The 15,738-nt window shown below is 72.8% G+C and carries 18 protein-coding genes and 1 riboswitch; of the genes, 10 read left to right on the forward strand and 8 right to left on the reverse strand.

The features are described 5' to 3' along the window. Positions 1-203: 203 nt before the first annotated feature. Positions 204-527: an antibiotic biosynthesis monooxygenase family protein gene (locus tag Cba03nite_RS34050; RefSeq protein ID WP_203755481.1), complete on the reverse strand. Its 324-nt coding sequence runs from the start codon at positions 525-527 to the stop codon at positions 204-206. An 87-nt stretch (positions 528-614) separates the two neighbouring features. Between Cba03nite_RS34050 and Cba03nite_RS34055 the strand changes: the two genes are divergently transcribed. From Cba03nite_RS34055 to Cba03nite_RS34085, 7 genes are all read left to right on the forward strand, one after another. Then, the gene (locus Cba03nite_RS34055) at positions 615-878 is read left to right on the forward strand and encodes a hypothetical protein (protein ID WP_203755484.1); all 264 of its coding nucleotides are present in this window, start codon (positions 615-617) and stop codon (positions 876-878) included. A gap of 140 nt (positions 879-1,018) precedes the next feature. Then, positions 1,019-1,945, forward strand: coding sequence for a metal ABC transporter substrate-binding protein (locus tag Cba03nite_RS34060; protein WP_203755487.1), 927 nt, complete (start codon positions 1,019-1,021; stop codon positions 1,943-1,945). Continuing rightward, complete coding sequence (locus tag Cba03nite_RS34065; protein ID WP_203755490.1) at positions 1,942-2,706, forward strand: metal ABC transporter ATP-binding protein; 765 nt, start codon at positions 1,942-1,944, stop codon at positions 2,704-2,706. Before Cba03nite_RS34060 ends, Cba03nite_RS34065 begins: the two co-directional genes overlap by 4 nt. A gap of 20 nt (positions 2,707-2,726) precedes the next feature. Continuing rightward, complete coding sequence (locus Cba03nite_RS34070; protein WP_373315792.1) at positions 2,727-3,587, forward strand: metal ABC transporter permease; 861 nt, start codon at positions 2,727-2,729, stop codon at positions 3,585-3,587. After that, positions 3,584-3,922: an ArsR/SmtB family transcription factor gene (locus tag Cba03nite_RS34075; RefSeq protein ID WP_203755497.1), complete on the forward strand. Its 339-nt coding sequence runs from the start codon at positions 3,584-3,586 to the stop codon at positions 3,920-3,922. Before Cba03nite_RS34070 ends, Cba03nite_RS34075 begins: the two co-directional genes overlap by 4 nt. Before the next feature lie 28 nt (positions 3,923-3,950). Further along, a complete protein-coding gene (locus tag Cba03nite_RS34080; protein ID WP_203755500.1) occupies positions 3,951-4,358 on the forward strand; it encodes a Fur family transcriptional regulator in 408 nt (135 codons plus the stop codon). A 60-nt stretch (positions 4,359-4,418) separates the two neighbouring features. After that, positions 4,419-5,030: a hypothetical protein gene (locus tag Cba03nite_RS34085; protein WP_203755502.1), complete on the forward strand. Its 612-nt coding sequence runs from the start codon at positions 4,419-4,421 to the stop codon at positions 5,028-5,030. A 61-nt stretch (positions 5,031-5,091) separates the two neighbouring features. On the opposite strand, the gene Cba03nite_RS34090 is transcribed toward Cba03nite_RS34085, so the two are convergent. The 3 genes from Cba03nite_RS34090 to Cba03nite_RS34100 all read right to left on the reverse strand — a co-directional run bounded on the left by Cba03nite_RS34090 (position 5,092) and on the right by Cba03nite_RS34100 (position 8,864). Beyond that, positions 5,092-6,990: an acyl-CoA dehydrogenase family protein gene (locus Cba03nite_RS34090; protein WP_203755504.1), complete on the reverse strand. Its 1,899-nt coding sequence runs from the start codon at positions 6,988-6,990 to the stop codon at positions 5,092-5,094. Between the two features lie 93 nt (positions 6,991-7,083). Beyond that, positions 7,084-7,839, reverse strand: coding sequence for a TIGR03943 family putative permease subunit (locus Cba03nite_RS34095; protein WP_203755506.1), 756 nt, complete (start codon positions 7,837-7,839; stop codon positions 7,084-7,086). Beyond that, complete coding sequence (locus tag Cba03nite_RS34100; protein ID WP_373315790.1) at positions 7,836-8,864, reverse strand: permease; 1,029 nt, start codon at positions 8,862-8,864, stop codon at positions 7,836-7,838. Before Cba03nite_RS34100 ends, Cba03nite_RS34095 begins: the two co-directional genes overlap by 4 nt. A gap of 113 nt (positions 8,865-8,977) precedes the next feature. After that, positions 8,978-9,082: riboswitch (TPP riboswitch) on the forward strand. A 96-nt stretch (positions 9,083-9,178) separates the two neighbouring features. On the opposite strand from Cba03nite_RS34100, the gene Cba03nite_RS34105 reads away from it, so the two are divergent. The 3 genes from Cba03nite_RS34105 to Cba03nite_RS34115 are packed head-to-tail and all read left to right on the forward strand — an operon-like array spanning position 9,179 to position 11,888. Continuing rightward, complete coding sequence (locus Cba03nite_RS34105; protein ID WP_203755510.1) at positions 9,179-9,763, forward strand: ECF transporter S component; 585 nt, start codon at positions 9,179-9,181, stop codon at positions 9,761-9,763. Then, positions 9,763-11,103 (forward strand): ABC transporter ATP-binding protein, encoded by a 1,341-nt coding sequence (locus Cba03nite_RS34110; protein ID WP_203755512.1) that lies wholly within the window; start codon positions 9,763-9,765, stop codon positions 11,101-11,103. The genes Cba03nite_RS34105 and Cba03nite_RS34110 overlap by 1 nt, the downstream gene beginning before the upstream one ends. Further along, a complete protein-coding gene (locus Cba03nite_RS34115) occupies positions 11,100-11,888 on the forward strand; it encodes an energy-coupling factor transporter transmembrane component T family protein (protein ID WP_239126227.1) in 789 nt (262 codons plus the stop codon). The genes Cba03nite_RS34110 and Cba03nite_RS34115 overlap by 4 nt, the downstream gene beginning before the upstream one ends. A 92-nt stretch (positions 11,889-11,980) precedes the next feature. Here the strand turns inward: Cba03nite_RS34115 and Cba03nite_RS34120 are convergent, their stop codons facing one another. Genes Cba03nite_RS34120 through Cba03nite_RS34135 form a run of 4 tightly spaced genes read right to left on the reverse strand, consistent with a single transcriptional unit; the run spans position 11,981 to position 15,679 of the window. Continuing rightward, entirely contained in the window at positions 11,981-12,820 is an 840-nt protein-coding gene (locus tag Cba03nite_RS34120) for an isoprenyl transferase (RefSeq protein WP_203755514.1), read from the reverse strand. Positions 12,821-12,853: 33 nt separating this feature from the next. Continuing rightward, on the reverse strand, positions 12,854-13,609 hold the full coding sequence (recO, locus tag Cba03nite_RS34125; RefSeq protein WP_203755517.1) for a DNA repair protein RecO: 756 nt from the start codon (positions 13,607-13,609) through the stop codon (positions 12,854-12,856). A 27-nt stretch (positions 13,610-13,636) separates the two neighbouring features. After that, a complete protein-coding gene (gene era, locus Cba03nite_RS34130; RefSeq protein ID WP_203755520.1) occupies positions 13,637-14,524 on the reverse strand; it encodes a GTPase Era in 888 nt (295 codons plus the stop codon). 15 nt (positions 14,525-14,539) lie between these two features. Then, positions 14,540-15,679 (reverse strand): helix-turn-helix domain-containing protein, encoded by a 1,140-nt coding sequence (locus Cba03nite_RS34135; protein ID WP_203755532.1) that lies wholly within the window; start codon positions 15,677-15,679, stop codon positions 14,540-14,542. Positions 15,680-15,738: the final 59 nt, after the last annotated feature.

A 15,738-nucleotide genomic window follows, 5' to 3' on the forward strand; every position in this document is an offset into this window, starting at 1 on the left:
GGGCGTTGGTTTGGACACGAGACGGCGATCTTCCACGGCCGAGCGCGCCTGACCGGGATCAGCGCGCCACGATGATCGCGGTTTCGTGTCGAAACCTCGGGCAGGAGCCCATGTTTGGACACGAGACGGCGATCATGGCCGGAGCCGGAGCCGGAGCGAGCCGGGGAACGGGGTGGACCCACGGGGTGGACCCGGGATCGGCGTCAGGCGCGGTCGCTGGGGCGGGTCTCGACGTCGCCGCCGGGGGTGGCGGCGGCGAGGGTCTCATAGGCGCACGGCTCCATCAGCGATTCGGCCAGCAGGGGCGTGGCCGTCATCTTGACGTCGAAACCGCCCAGTGCGCGCCGGTAGGCTCCCACGCTCTCCCACTCGGTGAGCAGGCACCAGTGCTCCGGCTCGTCGAGCGAGCGGGTCAGCTCGCCGCGCAGGTAGCCGGGCCGGGCGGCGAGCGCGGCCAGCGCCGCGTGGGCGCGCTCGACGAACGCCTCCTCGTTGGCGGCGATCACGAATCGGTTGAGCATCAGCACGCTGTTTACAGTAAGGAAGGGCGCCCTCCCGTCGTTTACGGGGTGAGGAAGCGCCCCAATCCACCCTGATCGAGAGGACCGCCGGCCGTGCCCCAGGACGTCGCGAACCACCCGCTGCTGCGGCGGCTGGCCCGGATCAACAGGACTCAGGCCCTGCTGGGCACGCTCGCCCTGTTGCTGGTCGCGGTGCTGCTGCCCAGCCCGTACAGCGGGATCATGCTGCTGGCGCTGGCCGCCGGGCTCGGCTGGCTGCTGGTGCTCACCTGGCCGGTGCAGCCGGCCGCTACCCGCGCGCTGCGCCTGGTGGTGCTCGCCCTGCTCACGGCGGCGGCGATCACCCGGCTGTTCTGAGCCTTCGTCCTGGATCGAAGCTCCCTTCGTGCTGTTCTGGCTGCAGGAAGGGAGCTTCGATCATGCAACGGCGCACCCCGCAGGGATATGCACCTATGCGTTTTTGACAATCGTTCTCATTTTCAGAGAGAGTTGACGCCATGCTGAGCCGAACTCTCCAGCGCTCCGCCCTCACCGGCGCCGCCGCGCTGCTGGCCCTGGGCACCGTCGCCGCCTGCTCCGCCTCCCCCGCGGACACGTCCGGCCGGACCAGCGTGGTCACCGGCTTCTACCCGCTGCAGTTCGTCGCCGAGAAGGTCGGCGGACCCGACACCACCGTGGTCAACCTCGCCCAGCCGGGCGCCGAGCCGCACGACATGGAGCTGTCCCCCGTCCAGGTCGGCCAGGTCGCCGACGCCGGGCTGGTGCTCTACCTCAAGGGCTTCCAGCCGCAGCTCGACGCGGCGATCGAGCAGAACGCCGCCGACCGCGCCTTCGACGCCGGCACGGTCACCCCGCCCGCCACCGGGCCCAACCACTCCGGCGCGGTCGACGAGGATCACGCCGGCGCGCCCGACCCGCACGTCTGGCTCGACCCGACCCGGCTCGCCGCGATCACCGGCAGCCTTGCCAACCGGCTGGCCCAGGCCGATCCCGAGCACGCGGCCGACTACGCCAGGCGCGGCAACGAGCTGATCGCCGAGCTGAACAAGCTGGACGGCGAGTTCGCCGCCGGGCTCAAGAACTGCCAGCGGCGCGAGATCGTGACCAGCCACGCCGCGTTCGGGTACCTGGCCGACCGATACCAGCTCAAGCAGATCGCGCTGACCGGGCTGACCCCCGAGGCCGAGCCCACCCCGCAGCAGATCGCCGCGGTGGCAGCGGAGGCGCGCAAGTACGGCGCCACCACGATCTTCTTCGAGACCCTGGTCTCGCCCAAGGTCGCCGAGACGCTGGCCGCCGAGACCGGCGCGAAGACGGCCGTGCTCGACCCGCTCGAAGGACTCGCCGAGGGCGGTTCGGGTGACTACCTGTCGGTCATGCGGGCGAATCTCGCGACCCTGCGCACCGCGTTGGGCTGTTCATGAGCACATCACCGGTACTGGTGATCAGACACGGGGCGGTCGCCTACGACCGTCCCGTGCTCCGCGACGTCAACCTCACCGTGACCAGCGGTGAGGTGGTCGCGGTGCTGGGCGCCAACGGCAGCGGCAAATCCACCATGATCCGCGCGGCCCTCGGCCTGGTGCCGCTGGCCGAGGGTGAGGTCGAGCTGTTCGGTACGCCACTGCGCCGCTTCCGTGAACGCCGGCGCATCGGGTACGTGCCGCAGCGGCTGGGCGCGGGCGGCGGCGTGCCCGCCACGGTGGGCGAGGTCGTCGGCTCCGGCCGGCTGGCCCGGCGCGGCTTCCCGGGCCGCCGCACCGCCGAGGACCGGCAGGCGGTGGCGGGGGCGCTGGCCGCGGTCGGGCTCACCGACCGGGCGAACGACCCGGTCGCCTCGCTGTCCGGCGGCCAGCAGCAGCGCACCCTGATCGCCCGCGCCCTGGCCGGGCAGCCCGATCTGCTGGTGCTCGACGAGCCGACCGCGGGCGTGGACGCCGCCTCCCAGGAGGCGTTCGCCGACGCGCTGCGCGACTTCGTCGCCCGGGGCGGCACGGTGCTGCTGGTCGCGCACGAGCTGGGCCCGCTGCAGCCGGTCATCACCCGTGCCGTGGTGGTGCACGACGGCGTCATCGCGCACGACGGCCCGGTGCCCCACCCGTCCGGCCACCACGCCGAACCGGGTCACGACCACGTGCACCCGCACGCCCCGCAGGACCCGCCGAGCATCTGGGGACGCGAATGAACGTGAGCCTCTTCGAGATCATGTCGTACCCGTTCATGCAGCGTGCCCTGCTCGGCGCGCTGATCACCGGCCTGATCGCCCCGTCGCTGGGCATCTACCTGGTGCAGCGCAAGATGTCGCTGATCGGGGACGGCATCGGCCACATCGCGCTGACCGGCGTCGGCGTCGGCCTGCTCACCGGAAGCAACCCGGTGGTGACCGCGATCATCGTGTCCGCGCTGGGCGCGGTCGCCGTGGAGCTGATCCGCGAACGCGGCCGCACCTCCGGCGACATGGCGCTGGCCATCCTGTTCTACGGCGGCATCGCGGGCGGTGTGTTCCTGGTCGGCCTCGCCCCGGGCAAGGGCAGCGCCAACCTGACGTCATACCTGTTCGGCTCGCTGGTCACCACCACCCCCGCGGATCTGGTCGCGATGGCGGTGCTCGGCGCCTGCGTGCTCGCCGTGACCGTCGGGCTGCGGCCCTGGCTGTTCGCCGTCTGCCAGGACGAGGAGTACGCCAAGGTGTCCGGCCTGCCCGTGCGCGCGCTCAACCTGCTGCTGGCCGTGATGACCGCCGTCACCGTCACCGTCGCCATGCGTACCGTCGGCCTGCTGCTGGTCAGCGCCCTCATGGTGGTGCCGGTCGCGGCGGCCCAGCTGGTCTCGCGCGGCTTCGCGGGCACCATGGCGCTGGCCATGCTCGGCGGGGTGGTCAGCGCCGGCACCGGCATGACCCTGTCCGGCGGGTTCAACCTGCAGCCCGGCGCCACCATCGTGCTCGTCGCCATCGCCCTGTTCGTACTGGTCGCGCTCGCCGGCACGGTGCTGCGCCGACGGCGGCGCGCCGAACCCGCGCAGGTGGCCGCATGCGAGCCACCCGAGTGCGTCCTCGACTCATGATTGGGTATGCGCCGACACGCGGCGCTACGGTGGTCGATGTGAGCCAGACGGAGTCCTACGCCCGCGCCGGAGAACTGTTACGGGCGCTCGCCGCACCCGTACGGATCGCGATCGTGACCGAGCTGGCGACGAACGGAGAACGCCACGTGCACGAACTGGTGGAACGGCTGCGGGTCGCGCAGCCCCTGGTGTCGCAGCACCTGCGCGTGCTGCGGGCGGCCGGGGTGGTCCGCGCCGAGCGGCACGGCCGCGAGATCGCGTACTCCCTGGTGGACGATCACGTCGCGCACATCGTGGCCGACGCCGTGACCCACGCCGCGGAGCCGCGCTCGTGAGCGCCGCCACCGACCACAGGAGCCGGGCATGACCACGCCGCAGGGCACCGCCGCCCGCAACACCCGTCAGCGCTCCGCCGTCGCGACCCTGCTGTCGCAGGTGGAGGGGTTCCACAGCGCGCAGGAGCTGCACGCGATGCTGCGCGACCGGGGGGAGCGCGTCGGGCTGACCACCGTGTACCGCACGCTGCAGGCGCTCGCCGACGCCGGTGACATCGACGTGATGCGCCCGCCCGGCGGCGAGCAGCTGTTCCGGCGCTGCTCCGACGGGCACCACCATCATCTGGTGTGCCGGACGTGCGGGCGTACCGTCGAGGTGGCCGGGCCGGCCGTCGAGTCGTGGGCGGACCGGGTCGCCGAGCAGCACGGATTCGTCGATGTGAGCCATACGCTGGAGATCTTCGGCACCTGCCGGGAGTGCGCGGCCGGCCGCTGACTTTCCACGCCGGGCGTGACGGGACGTTTACCGATCGCGTACGTCGATCAGAATGCTCTCATGAAGCTCTATGCGGAGAAGCCCTGGCGATTCACCCGGCAGATCGTCGCCGACATCGCCGCGCTGACCTGGAGCGCAGTCTGGATCTGGGCCGCGATCACCCTGTACCACCTGGTCGAGAAGCTGGCCGTGCCCGGCCAGAAGCTCGAACGCGCCGGTGTCGATCTGGCCGCCGACATGATGGAGGCGCAGGAACGGGCACAGGGGGTGCCGCTCGTCGGCGACCGGCTGAGCAGCCCGTTCGGCAGCGCGGCCGGGGCCGCCCAGACCATCGCCGAAGCCGGGCGGGACCAGCAGCTCGCGATCGAGAACCTGGCCATCGTGCTGGCGCTGCTCACCGCGGGCATCCCCCTGCTGATGGCGCTGGCGCTGTGGGTGCCGTTCCGGCTCAGCTGGATCCGCGCCGCGAGCACCGCCGCGAAGGTGCGCCGGTATCCGGGCGGCAGCGAGCTGCTCGCGCTGCGGGCTCTGGCCACGGCGCCGCTGCGGCGGCTGGCCTCGCTGGACGACGGGGTGGTGGCCGGGTGGCGCACCGGCGACCCGCGCTCGATCGACCAGCTGGCCGCGCTGGAACTCCGCCGCCTCGGCCTGCGCGGCAGCCCTCGCCGCTGACCGCAGTGGTTAAGAAGGGCACCTTCTTCTACGCATAGCGTTAAGAAGGTGCCCTTCCTTTCTAGCGGGGTGGGATGCGGCGGCGGGCGTCGGTGGCGGTGGACGGGCCGGGGGTCCACGGGGAGACCCAGTCGCCGTCCTCGGGCGGCGGGATGATGCCGCGTTCGAGGTCGGTGTGGTCGCCGGCGAGGACGCGGGCGGCCAGGGCGACGTCCTCGGCGTCGGTGTTGTGCCACAGCTCGTGTTCGAGGATCACGATGCGGCCGCGGGCCTGGCGGCAGAACAGGTCGGCCAGGGCGGTCTCCTCGCGGCGGCCGGAGGCGGTGGCCCGGGAGCAGACCGCGGCGATGGCGAACAGCTCCGCGCCGATGTCGACGATGCGGCCCAGGAACGCCTGCCGGTGTTCGAGGCGGCCCTGCCAGCGGGCCATCCCGGCGAAGGTGTTGCGGGCCAGCCGGCGCGCGGCGCGCTCGGCGTAGCGCACGTGCCCGGCGAGGCGGCCGAACTGCCGGTAGCCGCCGAGCGTGCCCTTGCCGACGGCGAGGGTGGGCAGCCAGCGGGCATAGAAGCCGGTGGCCTTGAGCAGGGCCTTGGACTTGTCGCCGAGCTTCGACCTGGGGTCGATGAGCGCCCCGGCCACGGACAGGTGCTGGTCCACCGCCTCGCGGGCGATGAACAGGTGCATGATCTCGGTCGAGCCTTCGAAGATGCGGTTGATGCGCATGTCGCGCAGCAGCTGCTCGACGCCTAGCGGCTTCTCGCCGCGGGCGGCGAGGGACTCGGCGGTCTCGTAGCCGCGCCCCCCGCGGATCTGGACCAGTTCGTCGGCGACCCGCCAGCCGAGCTCGGAGCCGTAGAGCTTGACCAGCGCGGCCTCGATGCGGAAGTCGTTGCGGTCGTCGTCGGCCAGCATGCAGCACAGCTCCAGCATGGACTCCATGCCGTACGCCGTCGCGGCGATGTACGCGATCTTCGTGGCCACCGCCTCGTGCCCGCCGACCGCGCGGCCCCACTGCACGCGCTCCTGCGACCACTGGCGGGCCACGCTCAGGCACCACTTGGCCGACCCGACGCACATGGCGGGCAGCGACAGCCGCCCGGTGTTGAGGGTGCTCAGCGCGATCTTCAGGCCCTGGCCCTCGCCGCCGATCACGTTCTCGGCGGGCACGAACACGTCGTGGAAGCGGGTGACGCTGTTCTCCAGGCCGCGCAGGCCGAGGAAGCCGTTGCGCCGCTCGACGGTGATGCCGTCCGAGTCGCCCTCGACCACGAACGCGGTGATGCCGCCGCGCCGCCCCTCACCCTTGGGCACCATCGCCATGACCACGAGCAGCGTCGCCACGGTGCCGTTGGTGGCCCACAGCTTGACCCCGTTCAGGCGGTAGCCGCCCTCGACCGGGGTGGCCACGGCGGACATGCGGGCCGGGTCGGAGCCGACGTCGGGCTCGGTGAGCAGGAACGCCGACACCTCGCCCGCGGCCAGCCGGGGCAGGAAGCGCTGCTTCTGCTCGGGGGTGCCGAACAGCTTGAGCGGCTGCGGCACGCCGATCGACTGATGCGCCGACAGCAGCGCGCCGATCGCCGGACTGACCGAGCCGGCCAGCGCCAGCGCGCGGCAGTAGTCCAGGTGGGACAGGCCGAGGCCGCCGTACGCGGGATCGATCTTCATGCCGAAGGCGCCGAGTTCGGCGAGGCCGTGGAACACCTCGTCCGGGATGCGGGCGTCGCGCTCGATGGCGGCCCCGTCGACCTCGGTCGCCACGTACTCCCCGAGCTTGGCCAGGAACGCCTCGGCGTCGGGGTCGGGTGCGGGCTGCGGCCACGGGTGGATCAGGTCCATCCGCAACCGGCCCAGGAACAGCTGCTTTCCGAAGCTGGGCTTGCGCCACTCGCTCTCCCGGGCGGCCTCCGCGACCTGCCGGGCCTGTTCTGCGGTCACCTCTCGCTGCACAGTGGTCATAGCCGACACCCCTGTCGTCCAGTAGTGCGCCTTAAATCACGCTACCCCTCAGTACTACTGATCGGTAGCAGTTGGCAGGACGACCGGGCGTGTCTACTCGTACTGCTCTGCGGGGGCGGCGACCGGGCGCCACTCCAGCACCTCGATGAACGGGATATCGTCCCCGTTCACCGGGTCCGTGCCCCGGTGGGCGGAGTACCTGCCGGTGATCTCCACCCAGCTGTCGGCCGCCATGCCCTGCGGCACGGCGCCGTTCATGCCCACCTTGATCGGGCGGGCGTCGGCCGCGCAGCAGGACAGGATCATGCGGGTGAGCAGCTGGCCGCCGTTCGGATCGGCGGACAGGAAGCCGACGACGCGGACCCGGCGGTCCCCGATGGACCGGCCCTCGTCGAAGATCGCGCGGGTGGCGTAGTCGAGCACGCTGATGCGCGCCGGGTCGCCCTCGGGCAGCGCCGGGAAGTCGGACACCTGCTGCGCCGACAGCGCGCTGCCGGCCTGCTCGGCCGCATAGGACCCGAGCGCGGGCGGCGCGACCAGCAGCAGCCCCAGCACCGGCGCGATGAGCAGCCAGCCGACCCGCGGCTCGCGATGCCCGCCCGCGTACCCGTCCCCGTGCTCGTGTTCGTGCTCGTGAGTGCCGTCGGCGCACTCGGTGTCGGCGGTCGCGCCGTGCCGGAAGTCGTACCAGAGGGTCATCACCGCCGCGACGACCAGCAGCGCGCCCGCGCCGATCAGGAAGGGCTGGAGACCCGCCTTGACGTAGCGCAGGTACATGTCGGTGAGGCTCGCCTTGAGGATCGCGCCGCCGAGCAGCAGCATGACCACGCCCTGGGCCTGACGGTTCACAGCAGCACCATCCCGGCGGCGGCGGCGACCAGCACCGCGATGACGAAGGTGGCCGGGGCGAAGCGCAGCGCGAAGCGCCGCCCGAACACCCCGGCCTGCATGGAGATGAGTTTCAGGTCCACCATCGGCCCGACCACCAGGAACGCCAGCCGCGCGGTGAGGGAGAACTGGCTCAGCGAGGCGGCGACGAACGCGTCGGCCTCCGAGCAGATCGACAGCAGCACCGCGAGCCCGGCCAGGGCCAGCACGGACAGCACGGGCCGGTCGGCGACCGCCTGCAGCACCGACTCGGGCACCAGCACGTTGATGGTGGCCGCGGCCATCGCGCCGAGCACCAGGAAGCCGCCCGCGTGCACGATGTCGTGCCGGCAGGCCGCCCAGAACGCACGCGCCTTCGACAGGTCGTCCAGCTCGGGGCGGTGCGGCAGCCTGATCCAGTCCTGCTTTCCAAGGCGCAGCCAGAGCCAGCCCATGATCATGGCGACGACCAGGCTGGCCACGCCACGGGCGACGACCATCTCCGGGTTGTTCGGGAAGGCGACGGCGGTGGCGGTCAGCACGATCGGGTTGATCGCGGGCGCGGCCAGCAGGAACGCCAGCGCGGCGGCCGGGGTGACCCCGCGCCGGATCAGCGACCCGGCGATCGGCACCGAGCCGCACTCGCAGCCGGGCAGCACCACCCCGGCGCAGCTCGCCACCGGCACGGCCAGCGCCGGATGCTTCGGCAGCGCCTTCGCCCAGAAGGAGCGCGGCACGAACACCGCGATCACCGCCGACAGGGCGACGCCGAACACCAGGAACGGCGTGGCCTGCACCATCACCGACACGAACACGGTGGTCCAGGTCTGCAGCAGGGGCGTGGCGATCGCGTCGGCGATCTGCCCCCGGAACAGCAGCAGCGCGATGAGCAGCAGCGCGAGCACCTCGACGGAGCCGACCCGGCCGCCGAGCAGGCGGGTCCGGGCGGGAACGGATCCGGCGGGTGGTGCTTCGGGCTCGGACGATCGCTGATCGACGGAGGTCACAGGCGTCCTTCGGGTATCGGGGGTGTGCCGACCGGCACAGGTTACCGGTGACCGGTTCGGTGTTAGCCTCATCGGCACAAGCGCCGCCCGCAGGCGGCTTCATATGAACAAGCAGATAACGACAGGGGAGCGCACAGCGCTGAGAGTGCGGCAACGGCCGCAGACCCTCGAACCTGATCTGGGTAATGCCAGCGCAGGGAGTTCGGTCAACACCTCACCGCCACGTCGGCTTTCGGCATACTCAAATCGGGTATTTCGGACGCGACGTGTGCACTTCTCCTCGTTCGTACCCTCAACGGACCTGGAGTCTCCACATGAACGACCACCGCTGGCGCACGGTCGACATCGTCGTCGCCTCGATCCTCGCCGTCACCTTCGGCGTCATCTTCTGGGCCTGGGGCCTGCTGTGGAACGGTCCCGCCGGAGCGATCTTCGGCGCGACCTTCCCACCGGCCGCGGCCGCCATCTACGGCGTCTGGCTGCTGCCCGCCGTGCTCGCCCCGCTGATCATCCGCAAGGCGGGCGCGGGCATCTACACCGAGCTGGTCGCGGCGATCGTCTCCGCGCTGCTCGGCACCTCCTGGGGCATCAGCGTGCTGTGGTACGGCCTGGCCGAGGGCGCGGCGGGCGAGCTCGGCTTCGCGCTCGGCGGCTACAAGCGCTGGGGCCTGGGCCAGTCGCTGATCGCGTCGGTGCTGGCCGGCCTCACCGCCGCCGGGCTCGACCTGTACTACTACTACGGCGACTGGCAGACCGACTGGAAGCTCGCTTACGTCGGCATCGTCGTGGCCAGCACCGTCCTGTTCGCCGGCATCGGCGGCCACTACCTGACCAAGGCGCTGGCCGGCACCGGCGTGCTGGACCGCTTCCCCTCCGGCCGCGCCCGCGACCTGGTCTGATGATCAAGCTCGAGGGGTACGGGTGGCGGCACGCCGGACGCCGCGCGTGGGCGGTGCGCGGGCTCGACCTGCGCATCGCGCGCGGCGAACGGGTGCTGCTGCTCGGCCCCTCGGGCGCGGGCAAGTCCACCCTGCTGCACGCCCTGGCCGGGCTGCTGCCCGAGGACTCCGGGCAGGCCGAGGGCACCGTCGAGGTCGCCGCGGCCCGCACCGGCATCGTGTTCCAGGACCCGCAGTCGCAGCTGGTCATGTCGCGGGCCGGGGACGAGGTCGCGTTCGGCCTGGAGAACCTCGGGTGGCCGCTGTCCCGCATCTGGCCGCGCGTCGACGAGGTGCTGGCCCGGGTCGGTTTCGGATACCCGCGCGACCGGGCCACCGACGCGCTGTCCGGCGGCGAGCAGCAGCGGCTCGTGCTGGCCGGGGCGCTCGCGCCCGAACCGGACCTGCTGCTGCTCGACGAGCCCACCGCCAACCTGGACCCGGCCGGGGCCGCGCTGGTGCGGCAGGCGCTGCGCGACGCGGTCGGCGCCGACACCACCGTCGTGCTCGTCGAGCACCGCATCGCCGAGGTGCTGGAGCTGGTCACCCGGGTCGTGGTGCTGGAGCCGGGCGGCGGCGTACGCGACGACATCGCTCCCCACCTGCTGACCGGACCGCTCGGCGCGGAGCTGGCCGCGGCCGGGGTCTGGGTGCCCGGCCACCCCGCGGCCGCCCGCCGCGCCGCCGCCCCACCCGGCGACGTGCTGCTGTCCACCCACGACCTGCGGGTACGCCACCTCGCCTACCCCGACACCGCGGTCCGTGCCGGGGAGGCGCTCGCGGTGACCGGCCCCAACGGCTCCGGCAAGTCCACCCTGGCCCTGGCCCTGGGCGGCCTGCTGCCCCCCGCGTCCGGCGAGGTGCGCTCGCCCGACGGGCCGCCGCACCGCTGGCGGGCCCGCGCGCTGGCCGGGCGGATCGGCTCGGTGTTCCAGAACCCGGAGCAGCAGTTCGTCACCGCCAGCGTGCGCGACGAGCTGGCGCTCGGCGGCACCCCGCCCGCCCGCGTCGACGAGCTGCTGGCCCGGCTGCGACTCGATCACCTGGCCGGGGCGAACCCGTTCACGCTGTCCGGCGGCGAGGCGCGGCGGCTGTCCGTGGCCACCGCGCTGGCCGCCCGGCCCCGGCTGCTGATCCTCGACGAACCCACCTTCGGCCAGGACCGGCGCACCTGGCTGGAGCTGGTCGACCTGCTGGCCGGCCTGCGCGGCGACGGCCACGGCGTGGTCACCGTCACCCACGACCCCGCCGTCGTCGACACCCTCGCCGACCGCGTACTCCACCTGGAGCGTGCACCGTGACCGGCCCGATCGCCGTCTCGGCTCCGTCCGCTCCGCCGTCCACGGCGCTACTGGCCCGGCGCACGCCGGTCGCGAAGATCGTCGCGCTGGCGCTGTTCACCACGGCGGCGCTGCTGACCCGGGACGTGGCCGCGCTCGGGTTCGCGCTGGCGGTGACGTTCCTGGTCGCGCCGCTGTTCGGGATCACGCCGTGGGGGCTGCTGCGCCGTGGCTGGCCCGCGCTGCTCGGCGCGGCGAGCGTGGTCGTGTCCCTCGCACTCTTCGCGGCCGACCGCTCGGGGACGGTGCTGTTCGCCGCCGGGCCGATCGTGATCACGACGACGGTGCTGGTCAACGCGCTGTCGCTGGCGATGCGACTGCTGGCCATCGCGCTGCCGAGCGTGCTCGTGTTCAGCACCACCGACCCGACCGACCTGGCCGACTCGCTGATCCAGCACGCCCGCGTGTCGGCCCGGTTCGCGATCGGGGCGCTGGCCGCGTTCCGGCTGGTCGGGCTGCTCGGCGACGAGTGGCGGATGATCGCCATGGCCCGCCGCGCCCGCGGCATCGACGCCGGGCGCAATCCGCTGCGCTGGCTGCGGCTCTTCGCGAGCACCGCGTTCGGCCTGCTGGTCGGGGCGATCCGGCGCGGCACCCGGCTCGCCGTGGCGATGGACGCCCGCGGCTTCGACGCCGGGCTGCCCCGCACCGTCGCCCGCCCCATGCCCTGGCGCCCCGCCGACTGGCTGCTCATCGCCGCCGGCGCCGCCCTCGCCACCGCGATCCAGCTCATCGCCCACCGCTGACCCGGCGGGCGGCCGGCATGATCCACCGACTTGCCAGGCAGGTGGGCGAATCATGAGCGGGGATACGCCCGAGTGCCTGGCAAGTCGGATGATCAAGCGGCGGGGGCCGGGGGCGGGGCGACTGGGTTGGGGAGGGCGCCGCCGAAGCGGCGGTCGCGCTGGGCGTACAGCTCGCAGGCGTACCAGAGGTGGCGGCGGTCGAAGTCGGGCCAGAGCGTGTCCAGGTAGACGTGCTCGGCGTAGGCCGACTGCCAGATCAGGTAGTTGCTGGTGCGCTGCTCGCCGGAGGGGCGCAGGAACAGGTCCACCTCGGGCACCTCGGGGTGGTAGAGGTAGCGCGCGAAGACCTTCTCGTTGATCTTGTCGGGCTTGAGCCGGCCCGCCGCCACGTCGCGGGCGATCGCGGCGGCCGCGTCGGCGATCTCCGCCTGGCCGCCGTAGTTCACGCAGAACTGCAGGGTGAGCTTCGTGTTGTGGCGGCTGAGCTGCTCGGCCGTCTCCAGCTCGTCGATGACGCTCTTCCAGAGGCGGCCGCGGCGGCCGGACCACACGATGCGTACGCCCAGCTCGTTGAGCTGGTCGCGGCGGCGGCGGATGACGTCGCGGTTGAAGCCCATCAGGAAGCGCACCTCCTCGGGCGAGCGCTTCCAGTTCTCCGTCGAGAACGCGTACGCCGACAGGTACGGCACGCCGATCTCCAGCGCGCCCTCGATCGTGTCGAACAGGGAGAACTCGCCGCGCTTGTGGCCCTCGGTGCGGGGCAGGCCACGGTCCTTGGCCCAGCGGCCGTTGCCGTCCATCACGATGGCGATGTGCTGGGGCAGCGCCTCGCCGGGCAGCTTCGGCGCGACGGCGCCGGACGGGTGCGGGGTCGGCTGCTTCGGCTCAGGCCGCTGCCGGGTGAAGCCGGTCCTGACGGACGGTCGAATCACGTGCGGATCCCCTGTTCGTGGCGCGGGTCGGGCTCAGCCCGGCTCCCGGCGGTCTACCAACGGCAGCGAGCGTAGCTGCCGCTCCAGGTGCCACTGCAAATGAGCCGCCACGAAACCCGCACATTCCCGCTGCACCGGCGGCTCGGCCAGCTCGGCGGCGGCCCAGTCGCCCTCCAGCAGCGCCGACATCAGGTCGAGCGTCGCCGGGTCGGGGTGCGCGGCGCCCGGCGGGCGGCAGTTGAGGCAGGTGACCCCGCCGGCCGCGACGGAGAACGCGCGATGCGGCCCGGCCTCGCCGCACACCGCGCAGTCGCGCAGCGCCGGGGCCCAGCCCGCCTGGGACATGGCACGCAGCAGGTACGCGTCCAGCACGAGCGAGCCGGGGCGCCTGCCCTCCGACAGCGCCCGCAGCGCGCCGAGGGTGAGCTGGTACAGCTTCAGCGCGGGCTCGCGCTCGACCGGGGTGAGCCGCTCGGCCAGCTCCACGATCGCGCTCGCGGCCGTGTAGCGCGGGTAGTCCCGCTGGAAGCGGCCGCCGAACAGGTCACGGCCCTCGACCTGGGTGACGGTGTCGAGCGAGCTGCCCTCGCTGCACTGCACGTCGATGTGGTTGAACGGCTCCAGGCGCGCGCCGAAGCGCGACGTGGTGCGGCGTACCCCCTTGGCGACCGCGCGGACCCGGCCGTGCTGCCGGGTCAGCAGCGTCACGATCCGGTCGGCCTCGCCCAGCTTCTGCGCCCGCAGCACGAGCGCGTCGTCGCGGTAGAGGGGTCGGCGCATGCCCGGCATAGGCGCGAGCCTACCGACCCCCGCCGACTAGAAGCCGAGGCGGCGGAGCTGCCTCGGGTCGCGCTGCCAGTCCTTGGCGACGCGGACGTGGAGGTCGAGGTAGATCTTGGTGCCGAGCAGCTCCTGGATGTCGGCGCGGGCCTTGGTGCCGACCTCTTTGAGCCGGGAGCCCTTGGCCCCGATCATGATCGCCTTCTGGCTCTGCCGCTCGACGTAGACGTCGGCGTACACCTTGGTCAGGCCGTCCTCGGGGATGATCTCCTCGACCAGCACCGCGATGGAGTGCGGCAGCTCGTCGCGGACGCCCTCCAGGGCCGCCTCGCGGATCATCTCGGCGATGAGCACGTGCTCGGGCTCGTCGGTGAGCATGCTGTCGGGATAGAGCTGGGGCGACCGCGGCAGGTGCTTCACCATCACGTCGACCAGGGTTTCCAGCTGGTGGTTCGCCACCGCGCTGACCGGCACCACGTCGGCGAACTCGCCCAGCGCGTTCACCGCGAGCAGCTGCTCGGCCAGGGTCTTCTTGTCGACCAGGTCGGTCTTGGTGACGACGGCGACGACGGTGGCCTTGAGCCCGGCGATCTCCCCGGCGATGAAGGTGTCGCCCTTGCCGACGGGCTCGTTGGCGGGGATGCACAGGCCGATCACGTCGGTCTCGCTCCAGGTGGCGCGGACCAGGTCGTTGAGGCGCTCGCCGAGCAGGGTGCGCGGGCGGTGCAGGCCGGGGGTGTCCACGAGGACCAGCTGCGCGTCCGGGCGGTGCAGCACGGCGCGGATGACGTGCCGCGTGGTCTGCGGTTTGTTCGACGTGATCGCGATCTTCTGGCCGACGATCGCGTTCGTCAGGGTCGACTTGCCCGCGTTCGGCCGTCCCACGAAGCAGGCAAACCCGGCACGGTATGAGTTATCCGCCACTCACGTAACGTACCCTCACGGCAGGAAGGCGGGTTCGTCGGCGTACCCCGGCCGTGCGGCCGGATGCTCGGCGACCAGCGCCGCGAACAGGTCGTCGACCGGGCACTCCAGCAGCGCGGCCAGCGGGACCAGGGTCGTCGCGCCGTCGGCGTACGCGCCGAACAGCTCCCCGACCAGCCGCGCGGGAGCCCGCCGGGACCTGGCCGCGCTCATCGCGGCGAGCAGCGCGTCCCGGCCGGACGGGCCGCGGTGGCAGCGGGCCGCGGTCCAGCGGCTCAGCTCGCCGTGCCGGGCCGCGCCGAGCAGCCCGAGCCCGCGCAGCCGGGCCGCCAGCGCCCCGGCGGACACCCCGAACCCGCTGACCAGCTCGGCGAAGCCCGCCTCGGTGACCTCGGCCCGCCCCGTCACCGCGACGATCTCGTCGTACGGCATGAGGAACGCGGAGGCGAACGCGTCGGCGCGCACCTCGCCGTCCGCGCGCTGGCCGCCGGGGGCCAGCTCCTGGTCGAGCAGCGGCTCGTGGGCGTCGCCGGCCAGCACGTGGCCGAGCGCGTGCGCGAGGGCGAAGCGCTGCCGGGTGAACCGGCCGGTCACCCCGGCCACCACGAGGCGGCTGTGCGCGGTCTGCCAGCACAGCGCGTCCGCGCCGCCGGGCAGCGGGAGCAGCGTGACGTCGACGGCGTACGCCTGCTCGATCGCAGCCGCCAGCTCGGCGGTGCCCAGCCGGAAGAGGCCGGGCAGCCCGGCGGCGGCCCGCACCGCCCCGGCGGCGCGTTCGGCCAGCTCGCGTCCGGCGGGGCCGGGCGGCCCGGACGGGGCGGTGGGCAGCGGGGCCAGGCGCGGGCGGCGGCCGAGCAGGCGCAGCGTCTCGTACGCCGAGGCGAAGCGGTCCACCAGCGCGCGCACGTCGTCGCCGGTGCCCGGCCCGTCGGGCGGCGCGAGGGCCTCCCGGAGGCGGCCGGTGAGCAGCCAGTCGACGCTGACGTCCCCGGCGTCGGCGATGAGCGCCAGCTCCAGCGAGGTGAAGCGGCGCACCGCGTTCAGCGACTTGGACAGCTTGTCGGCACTGATGCCGACCAGCTCACTGAAGGCGGCCTGGCTGGGTGAGACCCGGACGATCACCGAGCGGACCCGGTCGATGACGCCTTCATCCATGGCTGTCACCGTAACCAGGGGTCGCGATTATCGCAACGATGAGAGGATTTCAGGCGGTC

It is taken from the genome of Catellatospora bangladeshensis (genome assembly GCF_016862575.1).
In the GTDB taxonomy this organism is placed as follows: Bacteria; Actinomycetota; Actinomycetes; order Mycobacteriales; family Micromonosporaceae; genus Catellatospora; species Catellatospora bangladeshensis.

Coding starts and splice junctions, on each gene's coding strand:
- recO (WP_203755517.1), bottom strand. CDS start 13,609: ATGCCGGGCATGCGCCGACCCCTCTACCGCGACGACGCGCTCGTGCTG.
- Cba03nite_RS34075 (WP_203755497.1), top strand. CDS start 3,584: ATGATTGGGTATGCGCCGACACGCGGCGCTACGGTGGTCGATGTGAGC.
- Cba03nite_RS34060 (WP_203755487.1), top strand. CDS start 1,019: ATGCTGAGCCGAACTCTCCAGCGCTCCGCCCTCACCGGCGCCGCCGCG.
- Cba03nite_RS34110 (WP_203755512.1), top strand. CDS start 9,763: ATGATCAAGCTCGAGGGGTACGGGTGGCGGCACGCCGGACGCCGCGCG.
- Cba03nite_RS34090 (WP_203755504.1), bottom strand. CDS start 6,990: ATGACCACTGTGCAGCGAGAGGTGACCGCAGAACAGGCCCGGCAGGTC.
- Cba03nite_RS34080 (WP_203755500.1), top strand. CDS start 3,951: ATGACCACGCCGCAGGGCACCGCCGCCCGCAACACCCGTCAGCGCTCC.
- Cba03nite_RS34105 (WP_203755510.1), top strand. CDS start 9,179: ATGAACGACCACCGCTGGCGCACGGTCGACATCGTCGTCGCCTCGATC.
- Cba03nite_RS34065 (WP_203755490.1), top strand. CDS start 1,942: ATGAGCACATCACCGGTACTGGTGATCAGACACGGGGCGGTCGCCTAC.
- Cba03nite_RS34070 (WP_373315792.1), top strand. CDS start 2,727: ATGTCGTACCCGTTCATGCAGCGTGCCCTGCTCGGCGCGCTGATCACC.
- Cba03nite_RS34085 (WP_203755502.1), top strand. CDS start 4,419: ATGAAGCTCTATGCGGAGAAGCCCTGGCGATTCACCCGGCAGATCGTC.
- Cba03nite_RS34135 (WP_203755532.1), bottom strand. CDS start 15,679: ATGGATGAAGGCGTCATCGACCGGGTCCGCTCGGTGATCGTCCGGGTC.